This is a genomic window from Vibrio sp. McD22-P3, from assembly GCF_021568915.1.
In the GTDB taxonomy this organism is placed as follows: domain Bacteria; phylum Pseudomonadota; class Gammaproteobacteria; order Enterobacterales; family Vibrionaceae; genus Vibrio; species Vibrio mediterranei.
On the sequence record NZ_JAKGTN010000001.1, the window covers coordinates 192,854 to 218,952 of the forward strand.

General features: G+C 45.2%; 24 protein-coding genes. 8 read left to right on the forward strand and 16 right to left on the reverse strand.

What is annotated here, in order from left to right:
- Positions 1-46 precede the first annotated feature (46 nt).
- From L2W36_RS00890 to L2W36_RS00900, 3 genes are read left to right on the forward strand one after another with little or no spacing between them, the layout of a single operon-like run.
- Complete coding sequence (locus tag L2W36_RS00890; protein WP_062456862.1) at positions 47-1,627, forward strand: ABC transporter ATP-binding protein; 1,581 nt, start codon at positions 47-49, stop codon at positions 1,625-1,627.
- Entirely contained in the window at positions 1,624-2,754 is a 1,131-nt protein-coding gene (locus L2W36_RS00895) for an ABC transporter permease (protein WP_006071990.1), read from the forward strand. The genes L2W36_RS00890 and L2W36_RS00895 overlap by 4 nt, the downstream gene beginning before the upstream one ends.
- 2 nt (positions 2,755-2,756) lie before the next feature.
- Entirely contained in the window at positions 2,757-3,722 is a 966-nt protein-coding gene (locus L2W36_RS00900; RefSeq protein ID WP_038225478.1) for an ABC transporter permease, read from the forward strand.
- Positions 3,723-3,797: 75 nt separating this feature from the next.
- Here L2W36_RS00900 and prfC read toward each other — a convergent pair whose 3' ends face one another.
- Entirely contained in the window at positions 3,798-5,387 is a 1,590-nt protein-coding gene (gene prfC / locus L2W36_RS00905) for a peptide chain release factor 3 (protein ID WP_006071994.1), read from the reverse strand.
- A gap of 335 nt (positions 5,388-5,722) precedes the next feature.
- On the opposite strand from prfC, the gene L2W36_RS00910 reads away from it, so the two are divergent.
- Positions 5,723-6,901, forward strand: a complete 1,179-nt coding sequence (locus L2W36_RS00910; RefSeq protein WP_236109121.1) for an MFS transporter — start codon at positions 5,723-5,725, stop codon at positions 6,899-6,901.
- A 52-nt stretch (positions 6,902-6,953) separates the two neighbouring features.
- Here the strand turns inward: L2W36_RS00910 and L2W36_RS00915 are convergent, their stop codons facing one another.
- Positions 6,954-8,078 carry a BamA/TamA family outer membrane protein gene (locus L2W36_RS00915; protein WP_006071997.1) on the reverse strand — a complete coding sequence of 375 codons (1,125 nt, stop codon included), beginning with the start codon at positions 8,076-8,078 and terminating at the stop codon, positions 6,954-6,956.
- A 271-nt stretch (positions 8,079-8,349) separates the two neighbouring features.
- On the opposite strand from L2W36_RS00915, the gene L2W36_RS00920 reads away from it, so the two are divergent.
- Positions 8,350-10,005 (forward strand): transmembrane adenylate cyclase, encoded by a 1,656-nt coding sequence (locus tag L2W36_RS00920; protein ID WP_171388997.1) that lies wholly within the window; start codon positions 8,350-8,352, stop codon positions 10,003-10,005.
- Positions 10,006-10,059: 54 nt separating this feature from the next.
- On the opposite strand, the gene L2W36_RS00925 is transcribed toward L2W36_RS00920, so the two are convergent.
- The 7 genes from L2W36_RS00925 to ubiT all read right to left on the reverse strand — a co-directional run bounded on the left by L2W36_RS00925 (position 10,060) and on the right by ubiT (position 14,467).
- Entirely contained in the window at positions 10,060-10,449 is a 390-nt protein-coding gene (locus L2W36_RS00925; RefSeq protein WP_038167341.1) for a hypothetical protein, read from the reverse strand.
- A 13-nt stretch (positions 10,450-10,462) separates the two neighbouring features.
- On the reverse strand, positions 10,463-11,230 hold the full coding sequence (locus L2W36_RS00930) for an SDR family NAD(P)-dependent oxidoreductase (protein WP_236109122.1): 768 nt from the start codon (positions 11,228-11,230) through the stop codon (positions 10,463-10,465).
- Positions 11,231-11,433: 203 nt separating this feature from the next.
- On the reverse strand, positions 11,434-12,225 hold the full coding sequence (locus L2W36_RS00935) for a hypothetical protein (RefSeq protein ID WP_236109123.1): 792 nt from the start codon (positions 12,223-12,225) through the stop codon (positions 11,434-11,436).
- A gap of 170 nt (positions 12,226-12,395) precedes the next feature.
- Positions 12,396-12,854, reverse strand: a complete 459-nt coding sequence (gene rimI / locus L2W36_RS00940; RefSeq protein ID WP_236109124.1) for a ribosomal protein S18-alanine N-acetyltransferase — start codon at positions 12,852-12,854, stop codon at positions 12,396-12,398.
- Complete coding sequence (locus L2W36_RS00945; protein ID WP_236109125.1) at positions 12,847-13,278, reverse strand: DNA polymerase III subunit psi; 432 nt, start codon at positions 13,276-13,278, stop codon at positions 12,847-12,849. Before L2W36_RS00945 ends, rimI begins: the two co-directional genes overlap by 8 nt.
- Before the next feature lie 162 nt (positions 13,279-13,440).
- Positions 13,441-13,956, reverse strand: a complete 516-nt coding sequence (locus L2W36_RS00950) for a GNAT family N-acetyltransferase (protein ID WP_006072009.1) — start codon at positions 13,954-13,956, stop codon at positions 13,441-13,443.
- Positions 13,940-14,467, reverse strand: coding sequence for a ubiquinone anaerobic biosynthesis accessory factor UbiT (ubiT, locus tag L2W36_RS00955; protein WP_006072010.1), 528 nt, complete (start codon positions 14,465-14,467; stop codon positions 13,940-13,942). Before ubiT ends, L2W36_RS00950 begins: the two co-directional genes overlap by 17 nt.
- Before the next feature lie 179 nt (positions 14,468-14,646).
- Between ubiT and L2W36_RS00960 the strand changes: the two genes are divergently transcribed.
- The 3 genes from L2W36_RS00960 (at position 14,647) to L2W36_RS00970 (ending at position 18,715) form a co-directional block, all read left to right on the forward strand.
- Positions 14,647-16,686 carry a sensor domain-containing protein gene (locus L2W36_RS00960; protein WP_006072012.1) on the forward strand — a complete coding sequence of 680 codons (2,040 nt, stop codon included), beginning with the start codon at positions 14,647-14,649 and terminating at the stop codon, positions 16,684-16,686.
- A 126-nt stretch (positions 16,687-16,812) separates the two neighbouring features.
- Complete coding sequence (gene ubiU, locus L2W36_RS00965; protein ID WP_236109126.1) at positions 16,813-17,826, forward strand: ubiquinone anaerobic biosynthesis protein UbiU; 1,014 nt, start codon at positions 16,813-16,815, stop codon at positions 17,824-17,826.
- Between the two features lie 10 nt (positions 17,827-17,836).
- A complete protein-coding gene (locus L2W36_RS00970; RefSeq protein WP_031494832.1) occupies positions 17,837-18,715 on the forward strand; it encodes a U32 family peptidase in 879 nt (292 codons plus the stop codon).
- Positions 18,716-18,764: 49 nt separating this feature from the next.
- On the opposite strand, the gene L2W36_RS00975 is transcribed toward L2W36_RS00970, so the two are convergent.
- The 7 genes from L2W36_RS00975 to rbfA form a co-directional block, all read right to left on the reverse strand.
- Positions 18,765-20,105, reverse strand: a complete 1,341-nt coding sequence (locus tag L2W36_RS00975) for an MATE family efflux transporter (protein WP_124940662.1) — start codon at positions 20,103-20,105, stop codon at positions 18,765-18,767.
- A gap of 46 nt (positions 20,106-20,151) precedes the next feature.
- Positions 20,152-20,562 (reverse strand): MarR family winged helix-turn-helix transcriptional regulator, encoded by a 411-nt coding sequence (locus L2W36_RS00980; RefSeq protein WP_031494136.1) that lies wholly within the window; start codon positions 20,560-20,562, stop codon positions 20,152-20,154.
- A gap of 121 nt (positions 20,563-20,683) precedes the next feature.
- Positions 20,684-21,619: a lipoprotein NlpI gene (nlpI, locus tag L2W36_RS00985; RefSeq protein ID WP_124940661.1), complete on the reverse strand. Its 936-nt coding sequence runs from the start codon at positions 21,617-21,619 to the stop codon at positions 20,684-20,686.
- A gap of 176 nt (positions 21,620-21,795) precedes the next feature.
- On the reverse strand, positions 21,796-23,937 hold the full coding sequence (gene pnp, locus L2W36_RS00990) for a polyribonucleotide nucleotidyltransferase (RefSeq protein ID WP_236109127.1): 2,142 nt from the start codon (positions 23,935-23,937) through the stop codon (positions 21,796-21,798).
- Positions 23,938-24,249: 312 nt separating this feature from the next.
- Positions 24,250-24,519, reverse strand: a complete 270-nt coding sequence (rpsO, locus tag L2W36_RS00995; RefSeq protein ID WP_005380094.1) for a 30S ribosomal protein S15 — start codon at positions 24,517-24,519, stop codon at positions 24,250-24,252.
- Positions 24,520-24,637: 118 nt separating this feature from the next.
- Entirely contained in the window at positions 24,638-25,591 is a 954-nt protein-coding gene (truB, locus tag L2W36_RS01000) for a tRNA pseudouridine(55) synthase TruB (RefSeq protein WP_038225493.1), read from the reverse strand.
- A complete protein-coding gene (gene rbfA / locus L2W36_RS01005) occupies positions 25,591-26,007 on the reverse strand; it encodes a 30S ribosome-binding factor RbfA (protein ID WP_006072035.1) in 417 nt (138 codons plus the stop codon). Before rbfA ends, truB begins: the two co-directional genes overlap by 1 nt.
- Positions 26,008-26,099 lie beyond the last annotated feature (92 nt).

The following is a 26,099-nucleotide window of genomic DNA, read 5'->3' on the forward strand; positions in this document are numbered from 1 at the left end:
CGCCGCTGCCTAAAAACAGCGGCGTATAATTATAAGGCAGTATCTAGTGACAAACGGACAATCTATTGCCATTGAACTTAAGCAGATAGATAAACGCTTTGGAGCCGTTCACGCTAACCGAGCTATCGATCTTAGAGTTCCTCAGGGCACGATTCACGGCATCATTGGTGAAAATGGTGCTGGCAAGTCCACTCTTATGAGTATTATTTACGGATTTTATCATGCTGATGCTGGTGAAATGACAGTGAACGGCGCTCCTTACAAGCCCGCTAACTCTCAAGAAGCAATCAAAGCAGGAATTGGCATGGTCCACCAACACTTTATGTTAGTGGAAACATTTACCGTATTAGAGAACATTGTTCTCGGTGCCGAAGATGGATGGCAGCTAAATGAAAGTTTAGGTAAAGCGCGCAAAAAGCTGAAAGCGCTAGCACAGGATTACGGGCTCGAAGTTCCCCTTGATGCCGTTGTAGGCGAGCTACCTGTTGGTCTTCAGCAACGTGTCGAAATCTTAAAAGCGCTGTATCGTGGCGCAAAAATCCTGATTCTTGATGAGCCAACAGGTGTACTCACTCCACAAGAAGCCGATCACCTTTTCCGCATCTTAGATAAACTTCGCGCTCAAGGTACTACTATCATGATCATCACGCATAAGCTGCGTGAAGTCCTAGCGATTACCGACAATATTTCGGTAATGCGCCAAGGCACAATGGTCGAGCACGTGGTGACGGCGAAAACGAACAAAGAGCAACTGGCAGAACTAATGGTGGGACGCAAGGTTCGCCTAAAAGTTGATAAATCTGAAGCGAATCCGAAGAAAGAGCTTATCAAAGTTGATCAGTTACAGTTTTTTGATGACGCAGGTGTTGAGCGTGTCAAGAGTATCAGCTTTGGTGTCAGACAGGGTGAAGTCGTTGGTATTGCTGGTGTTTCTGGTAATGGTCAATCAGAAATACTTGGTCTGCTATCTGGGATTATTAAGCCTTATTCCGGCAGCATTGACATTAACGGTAGCCATATCGACAAACATCACCCTCTCGATCCTCAACAGGTACGTGCTATTGGTGTAGGTCATATTCCTGAAGACCGTCATAAGCAGGGTCTTATCAACAAATTTGAAGCTCAAGAAGCGTATATCCTGGGCTACCACCACTTACCACAATACAACAAAGGCTTACTGCAAGATAAGCAAGCCATTAAAGAGTGTTGTCAGAAGAGCATGGATAAGTGGGATGTTCGTCCTAACGACACCACATTAAAAACCGCAAACTTTTCCGGTGGTAACCAACAGAAGCTAGTCATCGCGCGCGAAATGGAACAGAACCCAGATGTGCTTTTGGTCGGCCAACCAACTCGTGGGGTAGATATCGGTGCTATCGAATACATCCACCAGCAAATCATTGCTGCACGTGACGAAGACAAAGCTGTCTTGCTGGTCTCGGTTGAGCTAGATGAAATCCTAAGCCTATCTGATCGCATTTTAGTGGTCTTTGATGGCTCTATCGTGGGTGAAGTATCCATTGAAGATGCCGATGAGAAAACGCTGGGATTAATGATGGCCAATATCATGCCTGAGCACCTTAAAGCATCCAAGGAACACGCAGAGCCACAAGGAGAAAGCGCATGAGCCAAGCAAAAGTACCCGCTTGGGTAACCGTGGCACTGCTGCCAGCAATCAACGTATTAGTTGCGTTTTTGGTGTCGGCTCTGCTGTTTATTTATATCGATATTAACCCAATTGACGCGGCAAAAGTCATGTGGACAGGAGCCTTTGGCTACGCAGAAGGCTTTGGGTACACCATGTACTACGCGACAGGCTTTATCTTTACCGGTCTTGCTGTAGCCGTCGCCTTCCATGCTGGCTTATTCAATATTGGGGGTGAAGGGCAAGCGTATATCGGTGGTTTGGGCGTTGGCTTGGTCTGTTTGACTCTAGGTGAATACGCACCGTGGTATATCGTCTTCCCAGTTGCCATCATTGCTGGCGGTTTATTTGGTGCTGCGTGGGCGTTTATTCCAGCTTACCTTCAAGCAAAACGCGGTTCCCATATCGTAATCACGACTATCATGTTCAACTTCATCGCCTCTTCGTTAATGGCGTATCTACTAGTTGATATCTTGAAGCCTGAAAACACGATGGCAACAGAAAGCCGTGTGTTCGCAGTCTCAAGCTGGTTACCAAAGATGCATGAAATGCTCGCTGTGGTCGGTATTGAAATGGCACCAAGCCCAATGAACTTGAGCTTCATTTTTGCGCTCTTGTGTTGTGTGTTTGTCTGGCTATTTATGTGGCACTCACGTTGGGGTTACGAAATCCGCTCTGTCGGCTCAAATCCATCAGCTGCAAGCTATGCAGGTATTAAATATGTAAAAATCATTGTCCTTACCATGCTTATCTCAGGCATGTTAGCGGGCTTCTTTGGTTTGAATGTATTACAAGGCGAACTGCATCAAATCAAACTCAACTTCGTTGAAGGTTTTGGCTTTACTGGTATTGCGGTTGCTTTAATGGGGCGTAACCACCCTATCGGTGTTCTATTAGCAAGTTTGTTGTTCGGCTTCCTGTATCAAGGTGGTGCTGAGCTAAGTTTTGAGTACGGCGTTGACCGAAATATCGTTGTGGTATTGCAAGGTCTGGTGATTCTATTCTCAGGAGCACTAGAGCACATGTTCCGTCCTTCACTAGAACGTACTTACCTCAAACTTTTTGGTAGCAAAAACAATGAGCAACAAGCAGAGAAAGGAGTCGCTTGATTATGTTTGAAACGATTATTCTCATGCTTGATGCCACCTTACGTGTGGCAACGCCACTGATTCTTGCCTCTTTAGCCGGTATGTTCTGTGAACGTTCAGGGATAGTGAACATTGCACTAGAAGGTAAACTATTGGCCGCTGCATTTGCCGGTGCTGCTACAGCCCATGTCACCGGTTCAGCGTGGCTAGGTTTGTTTGCTGGTATAGGTATCTCGGTGCTTCTCGCCTTGCTTCACGGCTTCGCTTGTATCACCCACAGAGGTGACCAAGTCGTCAGTGGTATGGCAATCAATATTCTTGCCGCAGGCTTAACCATTACGTTAGGTCGCCACTGGTTCCAACAAGGTGGTCAAACTCCAGCCCTATCTGGTGACGCTCGTTTCGCACCGATTACCTTCCCTGGTGCTGATGCCGTTGCGGACGTGCCTATTTTGGGCGATATCTACTCAGAGCTGATTAGTGGACACTCCATTTTGGTATACCTTGTGGTGTTTATCGTTCCTGCTTGTTGGTACCTACTGTTCCGAACTCGTTTTGGCTTGCGCTTACGTGCTGTAGGTGAGTCACCATCAGCAGTGGATACTGCAGGTATCTCTGTCGTGCGTATGCGTTACGCTGCCGTTGCAATCTGTGGGGTATTAGTGGGTATTGGTGGCGTTTACTTATCGGTCGCGCAAACGGCTCAGTTCATTCCAAACATGAGTGCAGGTAAAGGTTATATGGCTTTGGCTGCGCTTATTTTTGGTAAGTGGCGTCCGTTTACCGCAATGGGTGCATGTTTGCTCTTTGGTTTCTTGGATGCACTAGCTATTCGTATGCAAGGCGTGACCATTGGTGACTTCCCTATTCCGGTACAAGCGATTGAAGCGGTACCTTACGTGTTAACCGTATTCCTACTCGCAGGCTTTATTGGTAAGGCGGTAGCACCAAAAGCTATCGGCGTGCCTTACACTAAAGAACGCGAATAACCGGATGCGATATTCAGACCGAAAAAAACCGCTCAAACGAGCGGTTTTTTATTGCCTAGTATTAGCAACTATAGATTAGTGCTCACGTGTTGCGCGGAATTTAATATCCGGGAAACGCTCTTGCGCTAGGTTCAAGTTAACCATAGTTGGTGCTACGTAGCTCAAGTTGTCACCACCATCAAGCGCAAGGTTTTGCTGGTTCTTACGTTTGAAGTCTTCAAGCTTCTTGTCATCATCACACTCAACCCAACGAGCTGTTGCAACGTTAACACTTTCATAAATCGCTTCAACGTTGTACTCAGATTTTAGACGAGCAACAACCACGTCAAACTGAAGCACACCAACCGCACCAACAATAAGGTCGTTGTTTTGTAGCGGACGGAATACCTGAACAGCACCCTCTTCAGAAAGCTGAACCAAACCTTTTAGTAGCTGCTTCTGCTTCAATGGATCTTTTAGACGAATGCGACGGAATAGCTCCGGTGCAAAGTTTGGAATGCCAGAGAACTTGAGCGCTTCACCTTGAGTAAAGGTGTCACCAATTTGAATGGTACCGTGGTTATGAAGACCAATGATATCACCAGCATACGCTTTTTCGGCGCGAGAACGGTCACCCGCCATAAACGTAACCGCATCAGAAATGCTGACTGTTTTGCCGGTGCGAACGTGGTTCATCTTCATACCTTGAGAATAGGTACCAGATACAATACGCATAAAGGCGATACGGTCGCGGTGCTTTGGATCCATGTTTGCCTGAATCTTAAAGACAAAGCCAGAAAACTTCTCTTCCGTTGCTTCAACATCGCGCTCATTCGCTTGACGCGTTTGTGGTGCTGGTGCCCACTTAGTTAGGCCGTCTAGCATATGGTCAACACCAAAGTTACCAAGTGCGGTACCAAAGTATACTGGAGTTAGCTCACCTTTAAGGAAAGAATCAAGATCAAACTCAGGACATGCGCCCATCACTAGCTCTAACTCTTCTCGAACGCTTTCTGCTAGATCAGCACCTACCGCGTCATCAAGGTCTGGGTTATCTAACCCTTTGATGATACGAACTTCTTGGATTTCATGACCATGGCCAGATTCGTACAGAATCGTTTCGTCACGGTGAATGTGATAAACACCCTTAAACTCTTTACCACAACCAATTGGCCAAGAGATAGGGGCACACATCATACCCAGTTCACTTTCTACTTCGTCTAGCACTTCCATTGGGTCGCGTACATCACGGTCCAATTTGTTCATGAAGGTCACGATAGGCGTGTCACGAAGACGAGTTACTTCCATCAATTTACGGGTACGGTCTTCGACACCTTTTGCCGCATCAATCACCATCAAACATGAGTCAACAGCGGTAAGCGTACGATAAGTATCTTCCGAGAAGTCTTCGTGTCCAGGAGTATCAAGTAGGTTAACCAAACAGTCGTTATAAGGAAACTGCATCACGGACGTTGTTACCGAGATACCACGCTCTTTTTCCATTTCCATCCAGTCTGACTTGGCGTGCTGCGCACTGCCACGGCCTTTTACTGTGCCTGCTTTCTGAATCGCGTTTCCGAATAACAGTACTTTTTCAGTAATGGTGGTTTTACCCGCATCCGGGTGAGAGATGATCGCAAAAGTTCTGCGCTTAGAAACTTGTTGCTGAAATTGAGGATTTGACATGAATCTCGATCTTCTTGGTTTGTAGAATAGCGTTTGAGAGTATTGGCTCAACTACTACTCGAAGGCGTCGAAAAAATAATGGGCGCTATTTTCACCGATCTGGCTTCGATTCTCAATCACTAGTTTCTTCAAGCTACTGACTAACCACTCAGTGACTCAGTAACTTACTTGCTCCCCTTAAGTAACAACGGGTTACACACTGCTCATCGTAAATCGCCTCCCATATACTTTTTACCTTAAACAGAGTTTCGATAAATAAGAGCATTTTCCTGTGGTTTTACCTATCGCAATTTCATTTCTTTTGACCTTAAGGTCTTTAATTTGGGGAACACTCCATGAAAACTCTTAAACCTTGGTACATCGCACAGATGTCAAACGGCGTGGTTCAGTGGGCGGGCATTGCCCTGATGCTGACACCGCTTATTATCGAACGCACAGGAAGCGGCTCTCTTATGGGCAGCGTAATATCTCTGATTGGCCTATTTGGCATCAGCGCACCGCTCATTGGTTGGCTTGCAGATAAATATGGTATCCACCGTCAAATGCAAAAAGTGGCGTTGTTCTCTCACTTACTTTCGCTGGTGCTACTCTATTTTGCGCAAACTGAAACCTACACCTACTTGTTAGTCGGACTTACCATCGGTATTGGTACTGTCTCTCAATTGGTACTGAACCCAACATTTGTCCTAAATTCTCTACCAGAAAATGAGCAAGCGCGTGGACTAAGTCGTCTATTTCAGTTCCAGTTTTTGGGTGTGGTGATTGCGGGCTCGCTCCTCGGAGTGGTAAGTCTATTGGGTTGGACAAGTGAACAAAAGCTACTGATGCTTATGACTCTGGTCTGCGTTTCTATTGTTACTGTATTTATTGCACCGCCACCGAAAGTCAAAGTGCCTGAGGTTGAACAGCAAAGCGACGATGAATCACTAACTAAGAAGAGCAACAAACGCACCTCCATTGCATTCGTGATGTTCTTGGCAACAGTGTTCATTTCCATGTTTACCGCCAGTAACTTGATGGAAACTGGACCAATCATCATCAAAGAGGTGTTTAACGTCGACCTTGGACATTCTGCGTTTGGTCTCGCAGGCTCCGCGGTATTAACCATGATACTCCTTGAGCCAGCTGGTCGCCTGGCAGAAAAAAGCAGCCCTTATCTCATCTGGATGGCGTCACTGGCTTGCTATGCAGTAACCTCAATTGGTCTATGGCTGGCGATAGGAACGAACATTCCAAGCCTTGTCCCTATTCTATTGATAGTACTACTGATGCAAGCAATATCTTGGTTCGATATGGTAATACCAGCGATTGCAGAAGAGCTCAGCCCAAGCACACCTGCACTCACACAAGGCATTCTGATGTTTGCAATGGCAATAGGGTTTGGAGTGGGTACTTACATTGCAGGTCAGCTCATCGACGTTGAAGGTTTTGTGTCAGTCGTGGATTATTGCGCGGCAAGTATCGTTGTGACCTTAGTGCTAGCATTCGCTACTTTGTTGTTTAAACGTAAGTAAATATCCACATTAATGAAGAAAGGCTGGATGAATCCAGCCTTTCTCTTGTTCATTACAACTGCCAAGCATGACCAACGGTAATATAATACGCCCACTCTTCAGGACCTTTTGCAACATCGACACCAGCTCGCATATTTAACTGTCTCGCCACCAAATAGCGAAAACCTCCGCCGACAACATTTTGATACTTGGCATCTGAAAAACTATCACCTTCATCAAACGCTTTGCCAGTTCCAGTAAAACCAATTAGTGACCAACGAGGGGTAAGATCATAGCGAGCCTCCACTTCAACCAAAGCCATATCATCACCTTGATAGCGCATTGCTGGAATACCACGCATGCTGATAAATGGACGAGCATAGTATGGTGCATCATTGGAAACGGTTTGATAATCGCCACGTAGCCCCAGGACAAAATCATTGGTTAACGGTGCAAAATAGTTGGTTTGAAAGCGTCCTTTTTGGTAGTCCACATCGCCACCAAAAGCCGAATTATGAAAATCGACGCTCAACTTGGCTTTCAGGCCGTCATTCGGTGTGAAAATAGTATCTCTGCTGTCATAAGTGACTTTTAATTCAACCCCCGCATCGTTCATGTCGTAATCGATAGGCGGTATACCCGGAATAATATTGCCAATATCAAAAGTACTTTGAGAAGATAGGATGGAATATTTGGCACCGACAAACCAATCGCTACCTGCAATGCGATAATCAATATCCTGCATGAAGTACAAGCCATCGATATTGAAATCGAAAGGAATATCACCCTCGTAATATTTTAGGTTGAATGAGCCGTAGAACAAACCACCTTGATAACGCCACGTATCTTCCTGCCATGAGCCGAAGTGAAACGCCCCAGTTAACCACGAGCCATTTTCTGTCGCAGCAGCGGCAACCGCCGTCACACTCGGCGGCAATCCCACGACTTCATCGGGATTTTCCTCACGCAGTTGCTTACGTTTTTCTGATTCGTGGAAAAACAGCAACGCTGCACCACCACCTGCCCCAACAGCGGGATCGGTGATAATTATGGGTACAGGCATAAAGCCAACCGCATTATCAAGTACCCATTTACTGGCATCGAACATGCCATCTTTAGGGTCGAGGAACTGTTCCATCGCAGAGACAGAAGACGCCGCTGCCATACCACCTAACAACCATACTGGTAGCTTCTTCATACTTCTTCCTTGAACGCTATGCAAACCGATCCATCAAAACAATGAAAGGCTCACTAGTTATATGTTTTAACAATTATCCAACTAAATATACATCATTTCAAAAACTTGCTACTACACAAAGGCAATTTGACAAGATCTATCAACAAACCTCGGACTTACCCTACACTTCAACGCTTTCTAGCTAAGGTCTCAGTCATTTGATGCTAACCTTAAATAACACAGGTGAGCAGTCGCAAATAGTGAACTCATTACTATTTTTAGCTGTCTTAAAATGGCAAAATACCCAGATCCTACGATAAGAGAGTTAGCTACGGTGTCAGAACAAGCTCCATTAGATATTCGAATAGAAGAGAACCAAACCCGAGTCAAAGATCAGCTTAACCGCATTCTTTCGAGTAAAGCATTTGATCAAAGCCCGAAGATGAAAGAGTTACTATCTTTTGTTGTCGAGCAGACTCTCGTTGGTAACGGTGATCGTCTAAAACAGTTTACGATCGCAACTGAAGTGTTTGATCGTGATGCCGACTTTGACCACCAAGCTGATCCTATCGTTCGAATTCAAGCAGGGCGAGTTCGCCGAACTCTAGAAACCTACTACCTTACCGAAGGCGTCAATGACCCCATTGTTCTGTCAATTCCAAAAGGGCGTTATAGTCCATTGTTTACGCCGCAAGTACCTCAAGCTGCAAGACAAACAGCATCCTTGGCTCAGTTTGCACGTGAAACTCAGAAGTCCTTAAGCCCTACTTTGACGGTATTACCGTTTCTTTCACTGTCAGATGATCCTGAGAAACGCTTTTTTGCTGAAGGTTTCGGCGAAGAATTAGCCACTGAGCTTGCGCGCTTTGATATGCTCAAAGTCGTCTCAATGCATGCTCTCGGTGAAACGAGCATTGATCCTCGTACCTCCGCCGATGTCAAAGGTTTAGGTGAAAAGCTAGGTGTGTCGTTTATTACCTCTGGCACCATGCAAGCACTAGGTAATAAGGTGAGAATCTATGCCAAGCTGTATCGCACTGACTCCGGTGAGCAAGTTTGGGCTGAGAAGTACACCTGTGATTTAGCAACCGACGATCTATTTTCTGTTCAAGATGACATCATTGCGGAAGTCGTCGCTGAGCTGGCTTCCAGCTTTGGCATTATTCACAGAGAAATCTATCAAAGCTGTAACCAGAAAAAGATTGAGCATCTCTCTACCTATGAAGCGACACTGCGTTATCGTCACTACTTAATGACGCTCTCGGAAGATACCCACCAGCAGGCTACTCAAGCCTTGTTGAGCGCTGTACAAAATGAACCTGATGTTGCGTTGCTGCATGCTATGTTAGCTGTGCTTTACTTTGATGCTGACATGTTAGGAATGAATAAGGTCGACAGTGCTGTCGAAACAGCTCTTAACTATGCCAAACGAGCGGTTGAGCTAGAGCCGACTAACCAAGAATCTCAAATAGCGATGTTAATGGCGCACCAAGTTGCTGGAGACGTCAATAGCGTCATCGAGACAGTCGACAAAGTGATTGCGATTAACCCCAATGCCGCCTATCAGATTGGCTTATCCGGTTGGGCATTATGCATGGCAGGGGAATTTGACCGAGGATTGCAACTTATCCAAGACTCAAAAGCTCTGAACCCATTTAGACCGCCATGGTTCTCTGTGGCCTCTATTATTCACAAGATCATGCTTGATGATTTTGAGGGTGCCGATAAAGCCATTAGCAAGCTGTCTTTACGCCGTGTATTTTGGATTCCGATGCTAAAAGCGATCATTCAAGTATACAAAGGTGAGTTCAAACAGGCTCAAGCCAGCTATAAAGAAATGCTGCAAATGCAGCCAGATTTTGAGAATAATGAAGAACACTATCTCAGCGCTTATATTGCGAGTCCAGAGATAAAATCAAAGCTGCTCGACGCTTTAGGCAGGCTTTAACCTCATTGATACTAATAAAAAAGAGAGCAGTTTGCTCTCTTTTTTATTTAGATTCTAATCGTAATAATCATCATACATTTCCTCTTCGATAATCTCTTCTTCCACGATTTCTTCGGCAATGTATTCTTCTTCGATATATTCCTCAGCAATATACTCTTCAGCGATGATCTCATCTTCAACAATAGCGTCAGTTGCCATCTCACAAGCGCCCTCGTAATAAGCGCCATCGATAGCCCCACCGACTGCCCCAGCGCCACCACCAATAACTGCACCAGTTTTCGCGCCTTCGCCACCATCAACAATACCACCAACGATGGCACCGGTTATTGCCCCATCCACGGCACCTACTATGGTACCTTCCGCGGTTTGGTCACAGTAGTAAGCGTAGCTGTTAAAGCTGGCTGATAATAGTAATGCTAAAGTGATTTGAATGTGTTTTTTCATTATTTGCTCTCAATTACTGCGCAAGTTGGTTGTAGGCTTCAATACTCATACCTGCGCTAAAGCCACCGTCCACCCCGATAGATTGACCATTAACAAAGCTGCTGTCTTCAGAGGCCAAGAAGTGGACAACGGCCGCCACTTCTTCAGGCTGAGCAATTCTTCCCATCGGGATCGAACGTCTCTCCATTCTCAGTTGAGGTTCGCCACCTTTGGCATAAGCACGAGGGGTATCGACAGAGGTGGGACAAACGGCATTAACACGAATCTGTTTACTGCCAAGCTCCAAAGCCGCCGTTTGAGTAATGCCAAGCACTGCCCACTTTGAACTAGCTAACGCGCCAAGATAAGGCACACCCTGAGTTCCTGACACCGAGGCAATATTGATGATACTGCTGCCTTTAGGCATATAGGGCACTGCATGCTTCATCGACAATGCTGTCCCTAGTGCGTTGACGGAAAAATTGGCTTCATACTCATCTTTTTTAGACTCCACTATGGTGCTGTAACCATTAGTCGAACCTGCGCAATTCACTAACACGTCGATTTTGCCAAATTTCTCAAAGGTAATAGCCATCAGTTCACTCAGTGACAACTCATCCGTCACGTCCGCATGAATATAGAGGGCTTCTAGTGACTGCAATTCTTTGTCTGATGCATTAACTCCAGCAATGACCAGCTTGGCGCCTGCAGAGCTAAAACGCTGAGCAATCGCCTCTCCGATACCAGAGGTGCCGCCAATAATGACAACAACTCTATCTGTTAGCTGAAATGGCACTTTCATTATTGGCCTCTCTTCTATTTTTCACATTGAGATTAAACGAGCTGAGTAACGTGGGTATAAAGTCAAAACGCACTCTATCTCGACCGATAACAGCTGTTGAGTTATTAACTGGAATCGATCCAGTAACACGGAGAAAAAAGTAAGAAACAATTAGAGAGGATGAATAAAGGCTTCCGTGCCTTAAACTGAGTAAAGCGATGAGATTAGAAGAACCAAGTCGCACCAATGCGAACTTCTCGGTTACCGTCTAAGTGTTTCATGCGCGATTCACCTGCCGCTTTAAAGAAGTGTTCAGAATAGGTCACGTTACCCCAGATGCTGCCGTCATTGGTAAGTGGAATACCACCTTCAAAGTTCAATTCAAGAGATTGTTCGTTCTTACCGATAGCATTGTTATAGTTAGCGTACTGTGGGTTTACTGTGATGTAAGACCCTTTTTCAGTTAGATAGAAAGAGTTAAACCAATTCGCTTGCCAGCCATTTTCTGAGCGACCATTGTCGTACTCATTCTTCATTACAGCCAAATTTGGATAAGAGACCCAATTTTCAAATGGCGTAATCACTTTAGCCACGGCACCAATAGCAGCAGTTTGCTCTGTGCCTGAGTTCTTAGCTACCCAGTTAGAGCCATAGCTGATGTAGTCCAATGAGAAACCTATTTCTGGGAGTACCTCTAAGCCCGTTGCGTGCACTTGAAAATAACGACCTCGAATACGCGACAAACCAAAGTCTTTAGATTTGCCTTGCTGCGCATCCAGATTAGTTTGAAAGTCTGTTTCGAACTGGCCTAAATAGCCAATATCTTCGCTGTATGAACCCGCCATGTTTAACTGTAGGCGAGTCATACCATCTTTACCTTTGGCGCCAGAATCAACTTTAAGATAGGTTTGGGGACGGGTTACATCGGCAGGATCATTCACTTGTGCCTCATCTGCCATTACTTGAGCGCTAGTAACACTCAGTAAGGCAGCAGAAACTATAGAGAAGTGTTTCATTTTCTATTCCTATTGTTATCAATAACTAATAGGAAGTATGAGGAAATCGATTTTTTATCGAAGTAACTACGGGTAATGTAACCTATTTACAGAACGACTAGATTACCTTGCTTTATAGAGGGCCATGCGGATAGGTCACTACCCTCGTGATTTAGAAATAGACAGCAGAATTAACTTGAGAATAAAAAATAATAACTCATGATAACAGCGTCTTCTCGACCTTGGTCTGATGGGTAATAATCACGACGTCTGTCAACTTCATTAAACCCTTCATCAAGATACAAAGAAACTGCGGCTTGGTTACTTTCTCGAACCTCTAGCCAAGCACTTTCTGCTTCACGAGATTCACACTGTTCTAAAAAGTGATTCAGCAATGCCCTACCGTAGCCTTTGCCTTGCTCGCTCGGTGAGACCGCAATATTAAGCAACGAAACTTCACCTACAATGTTCTGTGCATAAAAGTAGCCAACAACGCGTTCGTCAGCCAATAGCACATAATTGAAAGCTCCGCGGCCATTCAATTCGGTAATCATAGGGGCTTTCCATGGATGGGAGTGTGCCATATTTTCTATGGATAAGATGGCATCTAAGTGCTCAGTATCCATGATTGCAAAGGTAAGATTAGCCATAGCTGCGGATTTGATTCCAAAGTGCACGTCTTTCCATATCATTACCATCAATGTTAGACAGTTGCGGAGAAACGAGTTTTTTCGGGGACGAGGTGAATTGATACTGTTGCGTTAATTGAGCAAAGCGCTCATTTGCCTGTTCTTCTCCAGTAAACCATATCCATTCTGGTATATGTTGACCATCAAGACTAAGTAATTGTTCTGGAGCAATATGTAGCGTATCACTAAGATCCAACTTCATCGCTTTAAGGATTTTCTGATAGAACAGCACATTATCGCCTTGCGGCTTTACTGATGACACAAACAAGAGTCGACAGTCAGGCCGAAGTGACAACGAAGGGCTACTACGCACAGGAATACGCTCAGGGTGAGTTAGTTCCCATGTTTGAACGCCCATTAACTGTAGTTTTATGCTGTCTTGCATGATTGATTTGCGCCAAGTAATTCGCCGTCATAATGACGCGCAGTTTAGCAGAGCTCTATTTGATTACCAAGATATCAACGTGCGGATAAAGCAAAGTGCGGATAAAACAAAGCCTAGCGGTGATGACACAGCGCTAGGCTTGATATTTCACTTTGAACGCTATTACAGACCGTTAAACTCAGGGCAGTAATCCACCAACCCTTTACGGCCCGCAAGCTGTTCGGCCACCGAATCTTCCGTCAATGAACGAACTTGGAATGCGCCTTCTGGTACTTCCCACTGACAATGAAGATCATAGTCAGCTGCAGCAGAAAACTGGAATCGTCCGTAATAGCTTGGGTCTCCAAGCACCACACAAGCGGGATAGCCGAACTCAGGTAAAGTGGTGAATGCCTCTTCAACGAGTGCAGATGCCACTCCTTGCCCCTGATGCTCCTTGGCAACCGCTAGCGGTGCTAAACCTTGCCATGACAAGTCGTCGCCATCGATAGTGACAGGTGTAAACAACAGATGCCCAATGACTTCACCTTCATCAGAGCACGCTACCAAAGATAACGTTAGACGACCATTTTCTCTCAGTGCCATCACTAAATTGGCTTCTGCATCCGTATCAAATACCGATTTGAGTAATCGGTCAATGGCAAGTATATCGGCCGGCGCTTCAGTTCGAATAAGCATTCGCTACCTCGTTAGGATTTGTTGCAGGCTGCATGCCTTTCTGAACAAAATCCGCTAAATGAGTCAATGCTGAAAGCATTGGTTTCGGTAATGCGTCAAGATCAACGCTATCCATCAAGTTCTTCACTTCTAGGCCTAACTCGGTATCACCTTCAATACTCAAGCGGCGTTGGAAGAATAAAGTATCTGGGTCTTCTTTACGACCCGCAATCAACACTAAGTCATTTAAATTACCGCTAAAACTGACATCTTCCTGCTCGACAGTTTCAGAAACCACCAGCTGTTCATCGCTGTAAGAAATATACCAACTGAGGTTTAGATCACGAATATGAACTTTTAACCATTTTTCTTCGAGAAATTCAAAGTCACCGTCCTCAAGTGCTTCTTTAAAAACGGTTTTTAGTCCTTCAAGCAAAGCTCTATTCTGGATTTTAGTTGGCAGAAAGTGGACTGGAGATCGCAAAATTTGTGCTGCGTTTTTAACTAGTTGACTTCGAATCTTGTCTAACACGCGGTTTTTCCGTTAATTTGTAGTTCAGAAGGCTAATAATACGGCATTAGTACAAAAAAAATCCTGTTGTGCATCAAAAATTTTTTGCTTTCGCCTTTGCCCTTTTCTAACTGATAAATCACAGTTATAGTGTTGGGGTTACTGATATATAAGCTCTCCGGAGAACTGGTAGTACATTGATGTCATCCAAAATGTTAAAGGAATACTTTGCTAAGTTAACATCCAATAGCCCCTTCTTTTTTGCTATTTTGGATGACGAACATCATTACTGTATGGTCAACGACCGTTATTGTGATGTGGCAGGGTTAACACACAGCGACTTAGTTGGCATGAATGACTTGCAAATACTAGGTGAGCGTTTTTATAACCAGTTAAAACCCTATTACGATCGAGCGCTACAAGGCGAGTCGATTGAAGCCGAAGTGACACTCGATGAGTCAGATGTCGAATCCAGCCTGCATTTCAGTGTGTCGCCAATTCTCAATGACGGCGTCATCGAATATATCGTATTCCATGCCATCGACACATCCGAAAAACAGATCCTAACCCGCTCTCTCGAAGAATCAGAAAGCAAATTCCTCAAACTTTCTCAGCTTATCCCAGATGGATTAATTCTGGTTGAAGACGATTGTATTTTATCGGCCAACCCTGCGTCTGCACGTCTATTTGGTTACGCAAAAAGTACCGATTTACTAGGTGAGTCGTTAAATCGCTTACTAAGTAACGAGAAAAATAACAATCGTGTGCAACTCGATTTAGCCAATATCGTTAACGGCACACCACTGCACTTTTTGACCAGTGAGTACTGCGGAACGCAGCGCCGACTGTCACTGCATGTCGATGACGCTAATCTGTTTGGCAATAGCGCTCACTTAGTCCTAATTCAAGATATGGACGAAAAGCCAAACCCAGTGGCTCAAAACAGCAATGAAGACGTCAACATTGATACTCTGACGAAGCTGTACAACCGACTAGGTTTCACCCGTTGCTTGGATCATTTTATTCAAGATAAAACTCCGCTCGTCATGCTGTACCTCGACATTGATAACTTTAAGAACATCAATGACTCTTTAGGGCATCACATTGGCGACCGAGTGATTCAGGAGGTATCTTCTAGACTGAAGCGTCATCTTCCTCAACAATCGGTCCTGGCCCATTTAGGCGGTGATGAGTTTGGGATTATTCTCCCAGAGCCGGAAAGCAACAGCACGGTAGAAATGTTGGCTGAGAAAATCATTGGTCTCATCAACCAACCTTTCGATTTACACCACTTCAGCAAACGCCTTGCTTGCTCCATTGGCAGTGTTCATTACCCAAACGATGGAAATGATGCGCGTATCCTGCTGCAAAATGCCGATACGGCCATGTATGAAGCCAAAGCCAGAGGTAGGAACCGTCTCGTTAAGTTCAATGACCAAATGAACAAAGAAGCGCGCATGCGCCTTTGGTTGGAAATAGAACTGCAAAAAGCGCTACAGCAAAATGGCTTGGAAGTATGGTATCAACCCAAGGTCAATGCCCGTGACTTTAGTATCAACGGTGCAGAAGCGCTAGTTCGATGGAAGCACCCCGTCGAAGGGTATATAAGCCCGGCTTCGTTCATCCCAGTGGCAGAACAAGCAGGACTGATCGAAAGCCTTGGCCGCGTGGTCATGCGTGATGTGTTCAATACCGTCAAACGCTGGAAACTACAAGGTATCTTACCAGGTCGCGTGGCGATCAACTTGTCTCCAGAACAATTTGGCAACCCTAAGCTTATCGATTATATGGAGCGCTTATTACGCAGCACAGGACTGGATCCGAGCTGTATCACGTTCGAGCTCACTGAAAGTGCGGTAATGAGCAACAGTGAACACACATTGCAAATGCTCGATGCCATTAAGAAACTCGGCTTTGCGTTGTCTATTGACGACTTCGGTACAGGATACTCTTCGCTATCCTACTTAGCGCACTTTCCAATAGATGAACTAAAAATCGACCGTGCCTTTATCATGGATATCGATACACTACCAAAACAGCTCACCGTTATCGAAAACATCATCAACCTCGGTAAATCACTCAATCTCTCTGTGGTCGCCGAAGGTGTGGAGACACGCCACCAAGCAACACTGCTCTCCAATCTTAACTGTAACTCCATTCAAGGCTTCCACTTCCACCGACCACAGCCTAAGCACGAAGTCGAAGCACTATTTGCGCAAAACCGTCGTCATCGAAATTGACCATATAAACGTTACCTCTTTGGTGTTAATTACGTGTTTATTAAGGTAAACCTGCCTTACATCAAATTCGCTGTTCATAATTGTTCATAAAATGCGGGCTACTGTCAGAAATATGGTAATGAGCATATGGAACTCTTATGCCCAGCAGGGAATTTACCTGCTCTTAAAACTGCAATTGATTGCGGTGCAGATGCGGTTTACATCGGTTTCAAAGATGATACCAACGCGCGTCATTTCGCTGGTCTGAACTTTACGGGAAAGAAACTGGAGCGTGCGGCTCAATATGTTCACGATCGCAATAAAAAGCTACATATCGCGTTGAATACCTTCGCACACCCTAATGGCTTTGAGCGCTGGACTAATGCAGTCGACCAAGCTGCCGATCTTGGTGTCGATGCATTGATTGTCGCCGATATTGCTGTATTGGATTACGCTGCCAATAAGTATCCAGAGCTAGAGTTACACCTCTCAGTACAATCCTCCGCAACCAATGTAGCTGCTGTAGACTTCTACCATAAAAACTTTAATGTAAAGCGCGTTGTATTACCTCGAGTGCTGTCTATTCATCAGGTAAAACAACTGTCTAGAAACATTACCTCTGATGTCGAGCTTGAAGTATTCGCGTTCGGCAGTCTTTGTATTATGTCTGAAGGGCGCTGCTATTTGTCGTCCTACTTGACCGGTGAATCTCCTAATACGGTTGGTGCGTGTTCTCCAGCGAAATACGTGCGCTGGCAAGAAACAGAGCAAGGATTAGAGTCTCGTCTAAATGACATTCTTATTGACCGCTACGCTCAGGGCGAAAATGCAGGCTATCCGACACTCTGCAAAGGCCGCTTTGAAGCCGAAATAGAAGGAGAGCGTAAGCGCTACCATGCACTTGAAGAGCCAACCAGTTTGAACACTTTGTCTATGCTTCCTGAACTGTTCGCCGCTAATGTCGCGTCAGTGAAAATTGAAGGACGTCAGCGCAGTCCAGCTTACGTTGAACAAGTCACTCGAACTTGGCGTGAAGCCATCGATGCGTATCAACGTAACCCTGAGAACTATCAAGTGAAACCAACCTGGGATCAAGCCTTGGCAAATGTCTCTGAAGGAACCCAAACCACATTGGGTGCCTACCATAGAAAATGGCAGTAAGGAGCAACTTATGAAATACGCATTAGGCCCATTACTGTACTTTTGGCCAAAACAAGACGTTGAAAGTTTCTATGAGCAAGCTAAATCGAGCTCCGCAGATATCGTGTACCTTGGAGAAACCGTGTGCTCAAAACGCAGAGAGATGAAACCAGCACACTGGTTAGATATCGCTAAGGAGCTAAATCTAGCAGGCAAGCAGGTAGTTCTGTCAACAATGGCACTGCTAGAAGCACCAAGCGAAGTTAACATCATGAAAAAGTACATCGATAATGGTGACTTTGCGATCGAAGCCAATGATGTCTCAGCGATTCAACTAGCAAGTGAACACAAAGTTCCATTTGTTGTTGGTCCTGCCGTTAATACCTACAATGCCCACACACTGAAGCTATTTGCCAAACAAGGCATGATTCGCTGGTGTATGCCTGTTGAGTTATCGCGTGAGTGGTTAAGCAACGCTCTAGAGCAAGCCGACAATATTGGTATCCGCGATCAATTTGAGGTAGAGGTCTTTAGTCACGGTTATCTACCGCTAGCTTATTCCGCACGCTGCTTTACTGCTCGTGCAGAGAACCGAGCAAAAGACGATTGCGAAACTTGCTGTATTAAGTATCCAACGGGTCTTCAAGTGGAGAGCCAAGAAGGTCAGTCAGTCTTTAATCTCAATGGTATTCAGACTCAATCTGGTTACCAATACAACCTGATCAATGACCTGAAATCTATGCAAGGTTTGGTAGATGTGGTCAGGCTTAGCCCGCTAGGGTTGGATACCTTCGCTGAAGTTGATCGCTTTAAAGCGAACGAAGATGGCACACAACCGGCCAAAATATTGGATAGGCAATGTAACGGCTACTGGCATCAAATCGCTGGGCTAGATATCAAGCAGATTTAGTCCCCGACTTTAAATAAAAAGACCTCGCTGATACGCGAGGTCTTTTTTATTATGCCGTGACCGGCTTTAAAGCCGTTCTATCAAGCTTACTAATGTCACGCCATATCATCACACCGACTACCAAGCTGATCGCGATGTTAGAAAGTGGGTACGCAACCCAAATACCATCCACTCCCCATAGCTTGGGCATAATGTACAAGAATGGCAACTGAACCAACATATTACCCAGCGTCACGAACAACGCTTTGCGACTATGACTGATCGCTTGATAGTACGCAGCAGCCACCACGATAAAGCCATCTAAGAACATTGAGAATAAGTGGAGACGAATCCCGTTTACGGTGTGCTCAATCAGCAATGGCTCACTCGAGTTAAAGATTGATACTGTTTGATATGGGAACAGGTTTAGCACAGTGACAAAAATGGCACCACCTAATACCGCACTCAAAGTCGCAATGTTAAATAGCTTGCGCATATTATCTTGTCTTCTCGCACCATAGTTATAGCTCAGTAATGGCTGCATAGCATTCGCCAGTCCCTCAGCCACAAGATAGTAAAACGCGACGATATAACCCAATATTGCATAGGCTCCCACTAAGGTTACCGAACCATAATCAGCAAACAATCCATTGTGTAGCGCGACCATAAACGAGCCATAGGCATACATAAAGAAACTCGCCAAACCAATAGATATGATTGATGGCAGCATACTAAATTGGAACTTAAGATCGGCTAACGATAAGCGCATCTTAGCTCGACCTGAGAAGAAGTAGGCAAAACCTAGCAGTGTCACTACCGCTTGAGCAATCGCTGTCGCTAACGCGGCACCACGCAACTCCCAATCAAGAACCGCGATAAACCAATAGTCCAAGGCAATATTAATAATGGCCCCCAGTACCATCAACATAGTAGCGGTGTTAGGACTATCATCATTACGTAGCAAAAATGGCACTGCTATCGAGCCCAGAGTAAACACACCACCAATAATCAAGATGTCCAAGTACTGCATAGCCAAGTCATGTACTCGCCCTTTAGCACCTTGAATGCTTAGAAATACATCTGAGTATTGCCATAAAATCACAGCGATAACAGGGCTTAAGGCCACAAGCGCAATTAATCCAGTAGCCAGAGCATTCTTAGCATCTGTAAGCTTACCTTCGCCTTGTTTAATCGAGGCCAGCGCACCAGTGCCCACGCCGACCATCATACCTAGACCAAGAATCGTACCGATAATTGGCCACGCGAGGTTAATGCCGGCTAGGCCATCCCCTCCCATATATTGTCCAATAAAGATGCCATCGACCACTTGGTAAAGACCATTAACCAACATAGCCGCAACGGTCGGAATGGCATAGCGCCAGAATTGTTTATAGATTGATTTCTCAGTCATATCATCCAAATAGTTAGTTATCTTAGCTAACTAAATCCTTAAATTTTTATCTCAGTGCTTTGGTCAATAACGTGTCAAGCAAGGCGAACTCCTGCTCGTCTAAATGTGCCCGCAGTTTTTCCGCTACCACACTGTATATCTCAGCTTCCGACATTAGCGGTAATCGTGATTTCTCCGTCAAGGTCACTCGCTTTGAACGCGCGTCTTCGGTACACGATAATCGCTTCACCAAACCTTTACGCTCAAGTCTTTTTACCATATTGGTTGCTGAGGGTTTGGACACCTCTAGTTCTTTTGCCAGATCGGTTAATCGAATCGGCTCTGCTGAAGATTGTATTGCTTTTAAATAATCGTATTCATTGAAGCTCAAGTGCCCTAGTGGGTCTTCTTTGCTGTAGCTACGCCATACTTTCGACGTCAGCCGCTCCATCTTCTCTAAATTAGTTTCTATAGTCATTCATATTAACTATTAATTAGCATAGCTAACTAGTTTAGCTAAATTAGAACTAGAGTCAACGGCTAAAAAAACACCAGCGCTAGGCTGGTGTTTTTTTAGCGATGATTGTGAAAAGTTCACATTACAGTGAGTCGGTGGTGCTCTCTGCTGCTTGCTTAGCTTCTTGCTTAGCCTGCTCTGCTTGTTGTGCTCTCACAATTTCAAAGATTTTAGTTAACTCAAGAAATGCGTACTTATGCTCGGCATAATCGTAGACATTCTGGGCGATGGCCAGTTTATATAGAGAGACAGCTGCTGGATAATTGCCATCGATTTGATGACGTTTTGCCAAGTAGAAGTAGACTTCAGTGAGTCTTTCCGCTAACACGTTATTGTCTCGGCTGCTAGCAAGAATCGCTTTAAACGCTTGTTCTTCAGAGACTTTATCTAACATCAACGCAACCAGGATCCAGCCCCAATCATTATTACGCGCTTGGTAGCGCTTCTCTAGTGCAATAGCGGCATCTAGTGGACCTGCCTCACGAGAAATGATGTAGAGCCAAAGTGCACGATACGGATCGGCAGGGTTCTCTTGGTAATAACGCGTCATGCCCTCAATCGCTAATGGGATACGATCACCATAGTAAAGCGCAATAGAACGGTTTCTTAATGCATAAGAGTTTGAAGGATCAAGCTCTAAACTCGAATCGAAGGCTTCATACGCAGAGTCAAAATCGCCAATTTGGGTGAAGTACTGTCCCACTTGGTTAAAAACGACAGGTTGCGCAGGGTTAAGTTGTAATGACTGATTAAAGTCTAACTGAGCCAAGTCACGTAATCCGAGGCTGTTGTAATAAGAACCTCGCTCGAAGTGCATTTTTGCTCTGACGTCATTCTCAAGGTCACTGCGCTGCAGAAGCTGTGTCAATCGGGCGACTTGAACTTCGTATTGAACATTTGCCTGTAATGGCACAGCCATTGGTGGGTTCAACCATTGTTCATCTTGTGTTGACGAGTTGGTAGCACAACCAGTCACTGCCACCACTAAGCTTAATCCTAAGATTCGAAACAACTTCACTATATCATTCTCCTTGTACCCACTATGGCGTCGCTATTATTGGCAACATTTAAAGTATCGTTATAGTTGCACAGCGTAATGCGTAGTAGCGGGAATTATCCTTCGCGCATTAAAAAAGGGGGCTATTGCCCCCTCTTTATAGCACGCTTTTTAACGTAATGGTCTAGAAAAGCGAATTATTCTGCGTCAGACGCTGAATTTTCATCCGCTGCTGGCGCTTTCGCTTCAGGCTTTTCCATTGCTTCTTTCATGCTTAGGCGTACACGACCTTGGCGGTCAATTTCAAGTACTTTAACTTGAACTTCTTGACCTTCTTTTAGGTAGTCAGTCACTTTCTCAACACGCTCATGAGCGATTTGAGAGATGTGTACTAGACCATCTTTGCCAGGAAGAACCGTTACGAATGCACCGAAGTCTGCTAGACGAGCAACTTTACCCGTGTAGATCTTACCCACTTCAACTTCTGCAGTGATAGCTTCGATACGAGCGATCGCATCTTTCGCTTGGTCACCGTCAGTTGCAGCGATCTTGATAGTACCATCATCTTCGATCTCGATAGTCGTACCAGTTTCTTCTGTTAGCTGACGGATAACCGCGCCACCTTTACCGATAACGTCTTTGATCTTGTCTGCGCTGATCTTCATTGTGTGGATACGTGGAGCGAACTCAGAGATCTCTTCACGAGCACCAGAGATAGCTTCATCCATTACAGAAAGGATGTGCTTACGTGCACCTTGCGCTTGGTTAAGAGCAATTTGCATGATCTCTTTAGTGATACCTTCGATCTTGATGTCCATCTGAAGTGCAGTGATACCAGTGTTAGTACCTGCTACTTTAAAGTCCATGTCACCTAGGTGGTCTTCGTCACCAAGGATGTCAGAAAGAACAACGAAATCGTCGCCTTCTTTAACAAGACCCATTGCGATACCCGCAACAGAAGACTTGATTGGAACACCAGCATCCATAAGCGCTAGAGACGTACCACATACAGATGCCATTGAAGATGAACCGTTAGATTCAGTGATTTCCGATACAACACGTACTGTGTATGGGAATTCTTCAACAGAAGGCATTACTGCTGCGATACCGCGCTTAGCCAATTTACCGTGACCGATTTCACGACGCTTTGGAGAACCTACAAAACCAGTTTCGCCAACACAGTATGGAGGGAAGTTGTAGTGCAGTAGGAAGTGATCTTTACGCTCACCTGTTAGCTCATCGATGATTTGAGCATCACGCTGCGTACCAAGAGTCGCAGTTACGATTGCCTGCGTTTCACCACGAGTGAACAGTGAAGAACCGTGAGTACGTGGAAGAACGCCAGTGCGCACGTCTAGTGCACGAACCATGTCTTTTTCACGGCCATCGATACGTGGGTTACCCGCGATGATGCTGCGACGTACAACTGTCTTCTCTAGGTCGTGGAAGATAGTGTGGATTTCTTTCGTGTTCGCTTCTGGATCTTCAGCAAGAAGAACATCGTTCACTTCTGCTGCAATCGCGTGAATGCGGTCGTAACGAGCCATCTTCTCAGTGATTTGGTACGCTTCAACAAGCTTAGTTTCTGCTAGCTCAGCGATGCGGTTGTTAAGAGCCGTGTTCTCTTCTGGAGCAACCCAATCCCAAGCTGGAGTAGCAACTTCTGCTGCAAACTCGTTGATTGCTTTGATAACAACTTGCTGTTGGTCGTGGCCGTAAACCACTGCTGATAGCATCTCTTCTTCTGTTAGGTTGTCTGCTTCAGACTCAACCATAAGAACAGCGCCTTCAGTACCCGCAACAACTAGGTCTAGTTTAGAGTTTTCTAGCTCAGTGTTGCTTGGGTTTAGTACTAGTTGACCGTCAATGTGACCAACACGTGCAGCACCGATAGGACCGTTGAACGGGATACCAGAGATAGCAAGAGCAGCTGAAGTACCGATCATTGTTACCATGTCTGGTTGAACGTTCGGGTTTACAGACATTACTGTCGCGATAACCTGAACTTCGTTTTTGAATGCGTCTGGGAATAGTGGACGAATTGGACGGTCGATTAGACGTGCAGTCAGTGTTTCGCCTTCAGAAGGACGACCTTCACGCTTGAAGAAACCACCTGGGATTTTACCTGCCGCGTAAGTACGCTCTTGGTAGTTTACTGTTAGTGGGAAGAAGTCTTGACCTTCTACTGCTTCTTTTTTACCAACAACAGAAACGAATACTGACGTATCGTCCATTGTTACCATTACAGCTGCAGTAGCTTGACGTGCGATAACGCCTGTTTCTAGCGTCACAGTGTGGTTGCCGTATTGGAACGACTTAACAACTGGTTTTTCGAACATTGTATTTCCTTTTTTCTGGAGCGAGTCCAGATCATTTGATTGTGCGCTCAATGCATTACAAATCGCGACTAGTTCAAACAAACTTCACTTGAAAAAAGTAAGTGTGCTTGGAATAGTCGCGACCCTGAGGTCGACTAAATGGACTGTAATGTACTGAACAAATTGTGACTAAACGTGCTTGCTCTTCACAACTCAGTTTAGACGGGACGTAGTATAAACTACTTAGTGGAAGTTTTGCTATTAACTAAGAAATTTAGCTAACAAAAAAGGGGCATATAGCCCCTTTTAACAAACTTTCTATGCAGACGCTGATTAGCGACGTAGGCCTAGACGTTTGATTAGGTCTTGGTAGCGAGCTAGGTTTTTACCTTTTAGGTAATCTAGAAGCTTACGACGACGAGAAACCATACGTAGAAGACCACGACGGCTGTGGTGATCGCCTTTGTGTGCTTTGAAGTGACCTTGTAGGTGGTTGATAGAAGCTGTAAGTAGAGCTACTTGAACTTCTGGTGAACCAGTGTCGCCTTCGCCTTGTGCGTATTCTGCAACGATTGCTGCTTTAGTTTCTGCATTCAGAGACATAATTCTCTCCTAATAAGAGTAAGTTTAAAAGTTGTAGCAGCCAATCTCTGATTCAGCCGCTACGCGAAGCGCGAATTATAGGGAATAATTCTAGCTAGAGCAAGGAGTATTCATGGCTCTATTGAGCACTTTCTTCCTCACGGAAAACAACGAGTCGCTTGGGTGCAAGCTTAGCATCGTCATTCATAGCGCCAACGCCGATGAATAAACGCTCTTCACCCATGGTCATGCGTACTGGTGCATCGACTGGTAAGCCTGAAACCTGCACTGGCTGACCATGCTGAAGCAAGTCACCAAGCTCAGGTGATACATTCACTTCTTGAAGATCTTGTACTGCGCTGTCCATTGGCATTAGCAGTGGATCAAGCAACTCGCGCGGCTGACGCTCTTCTCGCTTTGCCTGCTCAAATAACTCGTTAAGCTGCTCTAGGGTCACCATGTTCTCATAAGGATACTTAGCAACAGCAGTACGACGTAGCATAGTTACGTGCGCACCACAGCCTAACATTTCACCGAGGTCATCGACGATAGTGCGGATGTAAGTGCCTTTCGAGCAATGTACTTCCATCTCTACTTCATCACCTTCAAAGCGATGTAGGACAATTTCATACACGGTAATTTTGCGCGCTTCACGAGGAACTTCGATACCTTGACGAGCGTACTCATATAGTGGCTTACCTTGGTATTTCAGTGCAGAGAACATTGACGGCACTTGATCAGATTCACCACGGAACTTGTCTATGCACTCATCAAGAAGCTCAGGTGTTACATTGATATCGCGAGTTTCTACCACTTCACCATCAGAGTCAGAGGTATTGGTACGCTCACCAAGTTTAGCGATAACACGGTAGCGCTTGTCTGAATCTAACAAGAATTGAGAAAACTTAGTTGCTTCGCCCAAGCAAATTGGCAACATGCCAGTTGCTAATGGGTCAAGTGCGCCAGTGTGCCCTGCTTTCTCAGCGAAGTAGATGCGCTTTACTTTTTGCAGAGCATCATTCGATGAGATTCCGGTAGGTTTATCTAGAAGGATAACGCCGTTGACTGGACGTCCCTTGCGACGTCTAGCCATTACTGCTCTTCTCCCTCTGCACCGTTTTCTTCGCTGCGACCTGCTTCGTCTTGCTTACGCTTATCTTCGTTAACCACTTCACTCACTAGGTTAGACATACGCATACCTTCGACAAGCGTGTTGTCATAGTGGAAGCGTACTTCCGGTGTTAGGCGTAGGCGAATGCGCTTACCTAGCATCATGCGAATGTGAGCTTCGTGTTCACGAAGGGCTGCTAGGCTCGATTCTGGAGTCTGTTCACCAACACATAGGAAAGTAACGAATACTTTTGCGTATGCGAGGTCACGAGAGACTTCTACGTCTGAAATCGTCACCATACCTAGGCGAGAGTCACGAACTTCGCGTTGAAGAATAAGAGCAAGCTCTTTTTGTAGTTGCTGCGCAACACGTTGTGTGCGGCTAAATTCTTTTGACATTTCTTTTCTCACTATAGAAAGAATGGGGGGATGGTATTAACCAGCCCCCCATGGCGTATTCAACAACCATCAATACTCAAGTTAAAAACTGA

Bases quoted from the DNA above. Each gene is read 5' to 3' on its own strand.
- L2W36_RS00895 (WP_006071990.1), top strand. From the start codon at position 1,624: ATGAGCCAAGCAAAAGTACCCGCTTGGGTAACCGTGGCACTGCTGCCA.
- L2W36_RS00900 (WP_038225478.1), top strand. From the start codon at position 2,757: ATGTTTGAAACGATTATTCTCATGCTTGATGCCACCTTACGTGTGGCA.
- prfC (WP_006071994.1), bottom strand. From the start codon at position 5,387: ATGTCAAATCCTCAATTTCAGCAACAAGTTTCTAAGCGCAGAACTTTT.
- L2W36_RS00910 (WP_236109121.1), top strand. From the start codon at position 5,723: ATGAAAACTCTTAAACCTTGGTACATCGCACAGATGTCAAACGGCGTG.
- L2W36_RS00915 (WP_006071997.1), bottom strand. From the start codon at position 8,078: ATGAAGAAGCTACCAGTATGGTTGTTAGGTGGTATGGCAGCGGCGTCT.
- L2W36_RS00920 (WP_171388997.1), top strand. From the start codon at position 8,350: ATGGCAAAATACCCAGATCCTACGATAAGAGAGTTAGCTACGGTGTCA.
- L2W36_RS00925 (WP_038167341.1), bottom strand. From the start codon at position 10,449: ATGAAAAAACACATTCAAATCACTTTAGCATTACTATTATCAGCCAGC.
- L2W36_RS00930 (WP_236109122.1), bottom strand. From the start codon at position 11,230: ATGAAAGTGCCATTTCAGCTAACAGATAGAGTTGTTGTCATTATTGGC.
- L2W36_RS00935 (WP_236109123.1), bottom strand. From the start codon at position 12,225: ATGAAACACTTCTCTATAGTTTCTGCTGCCTTACTGAGTGTTACTAGC.
- rimI (WP_236109124.1), bottom strand. From the start codon at position 12,854: ATGGCTAATCTTACCTTTGCAATCATGGATACTGAGCACTTAGATGCC.
- L2W36_RS00945 (WP_236109125.1), bottom strand. From the start codon at position 13,278: ATGCAAGACAGCATAAAACTACAGTTAATGGGCGTTCAAACATGGGAA.
- L2W36_RS00950 (WP_006072009.1), bottom strand. From the start codon at position 13,956: ATGCTTATTCGAACTGAAGCGCCGGCCGATATACTTGCCATTGACCGA.
- L2W36_RS00960 (WP_006072012.1), top strand. From the start codon at position 14,647: ATGTCATCCAAAATGTTAAAGGAATACTTTGCTAAGTTAACATCCAAT.
- ubiU (WP_236109126.1), top strand. From the start codon at position 16,813: ATGGAACTCTTATGCCCAGCAGGGAATTTACCTGCTCTTAAAACTGCA.
- L2W36_RS00970 (WP_031494832.1), top strand. From the start codon at position 17,837: ATGAAATACGCATTAGGCCCATTACTGTACTTTTGGCCAAAACAAGAC.
- L2W36_RS00975 (WP_124940662.1), bottom strand. From the start codon at position 20,105: ATGACTGAGAAATCAATCTATAAACAATTCTGGCGCTATGCCATTCCG.
- L2W36_RS00980 (WP_031494136.1), bottom strand. From the start codon at position 20,562: ATGACTATAGAAACTAATTTAGAGAAGATGGAGCGGCTGACGTCGAAA.
- pnp (WP_236109127.1), bottom strand. From the start codon at position 23,937: ATGTTCGAAAAACCAGTTGTTAAGTCGTTCCAATACGGCAACCACACT.
- rpsO (WP_005380094.1), bottom strand. From the start codon at position 24,519: ATGTCTCTGAATGCAGAAACTAAAGCAGCAATCGTTGCAGAATACGCA.
- truB (WP_038225493.1), bottom strand. From the start codon at position 25,591: ATGGCTAGACGTCGCAAGGGACGTCCAGTCAACGGCGTTATCCTTCTA.
- rbfA (WP_006072035.1), bottom strand. From the start codon at position 26,007: ATGTCAAAAGAATTTAGCCGCACACAACGTGTTGCGCAGCAACTACAA.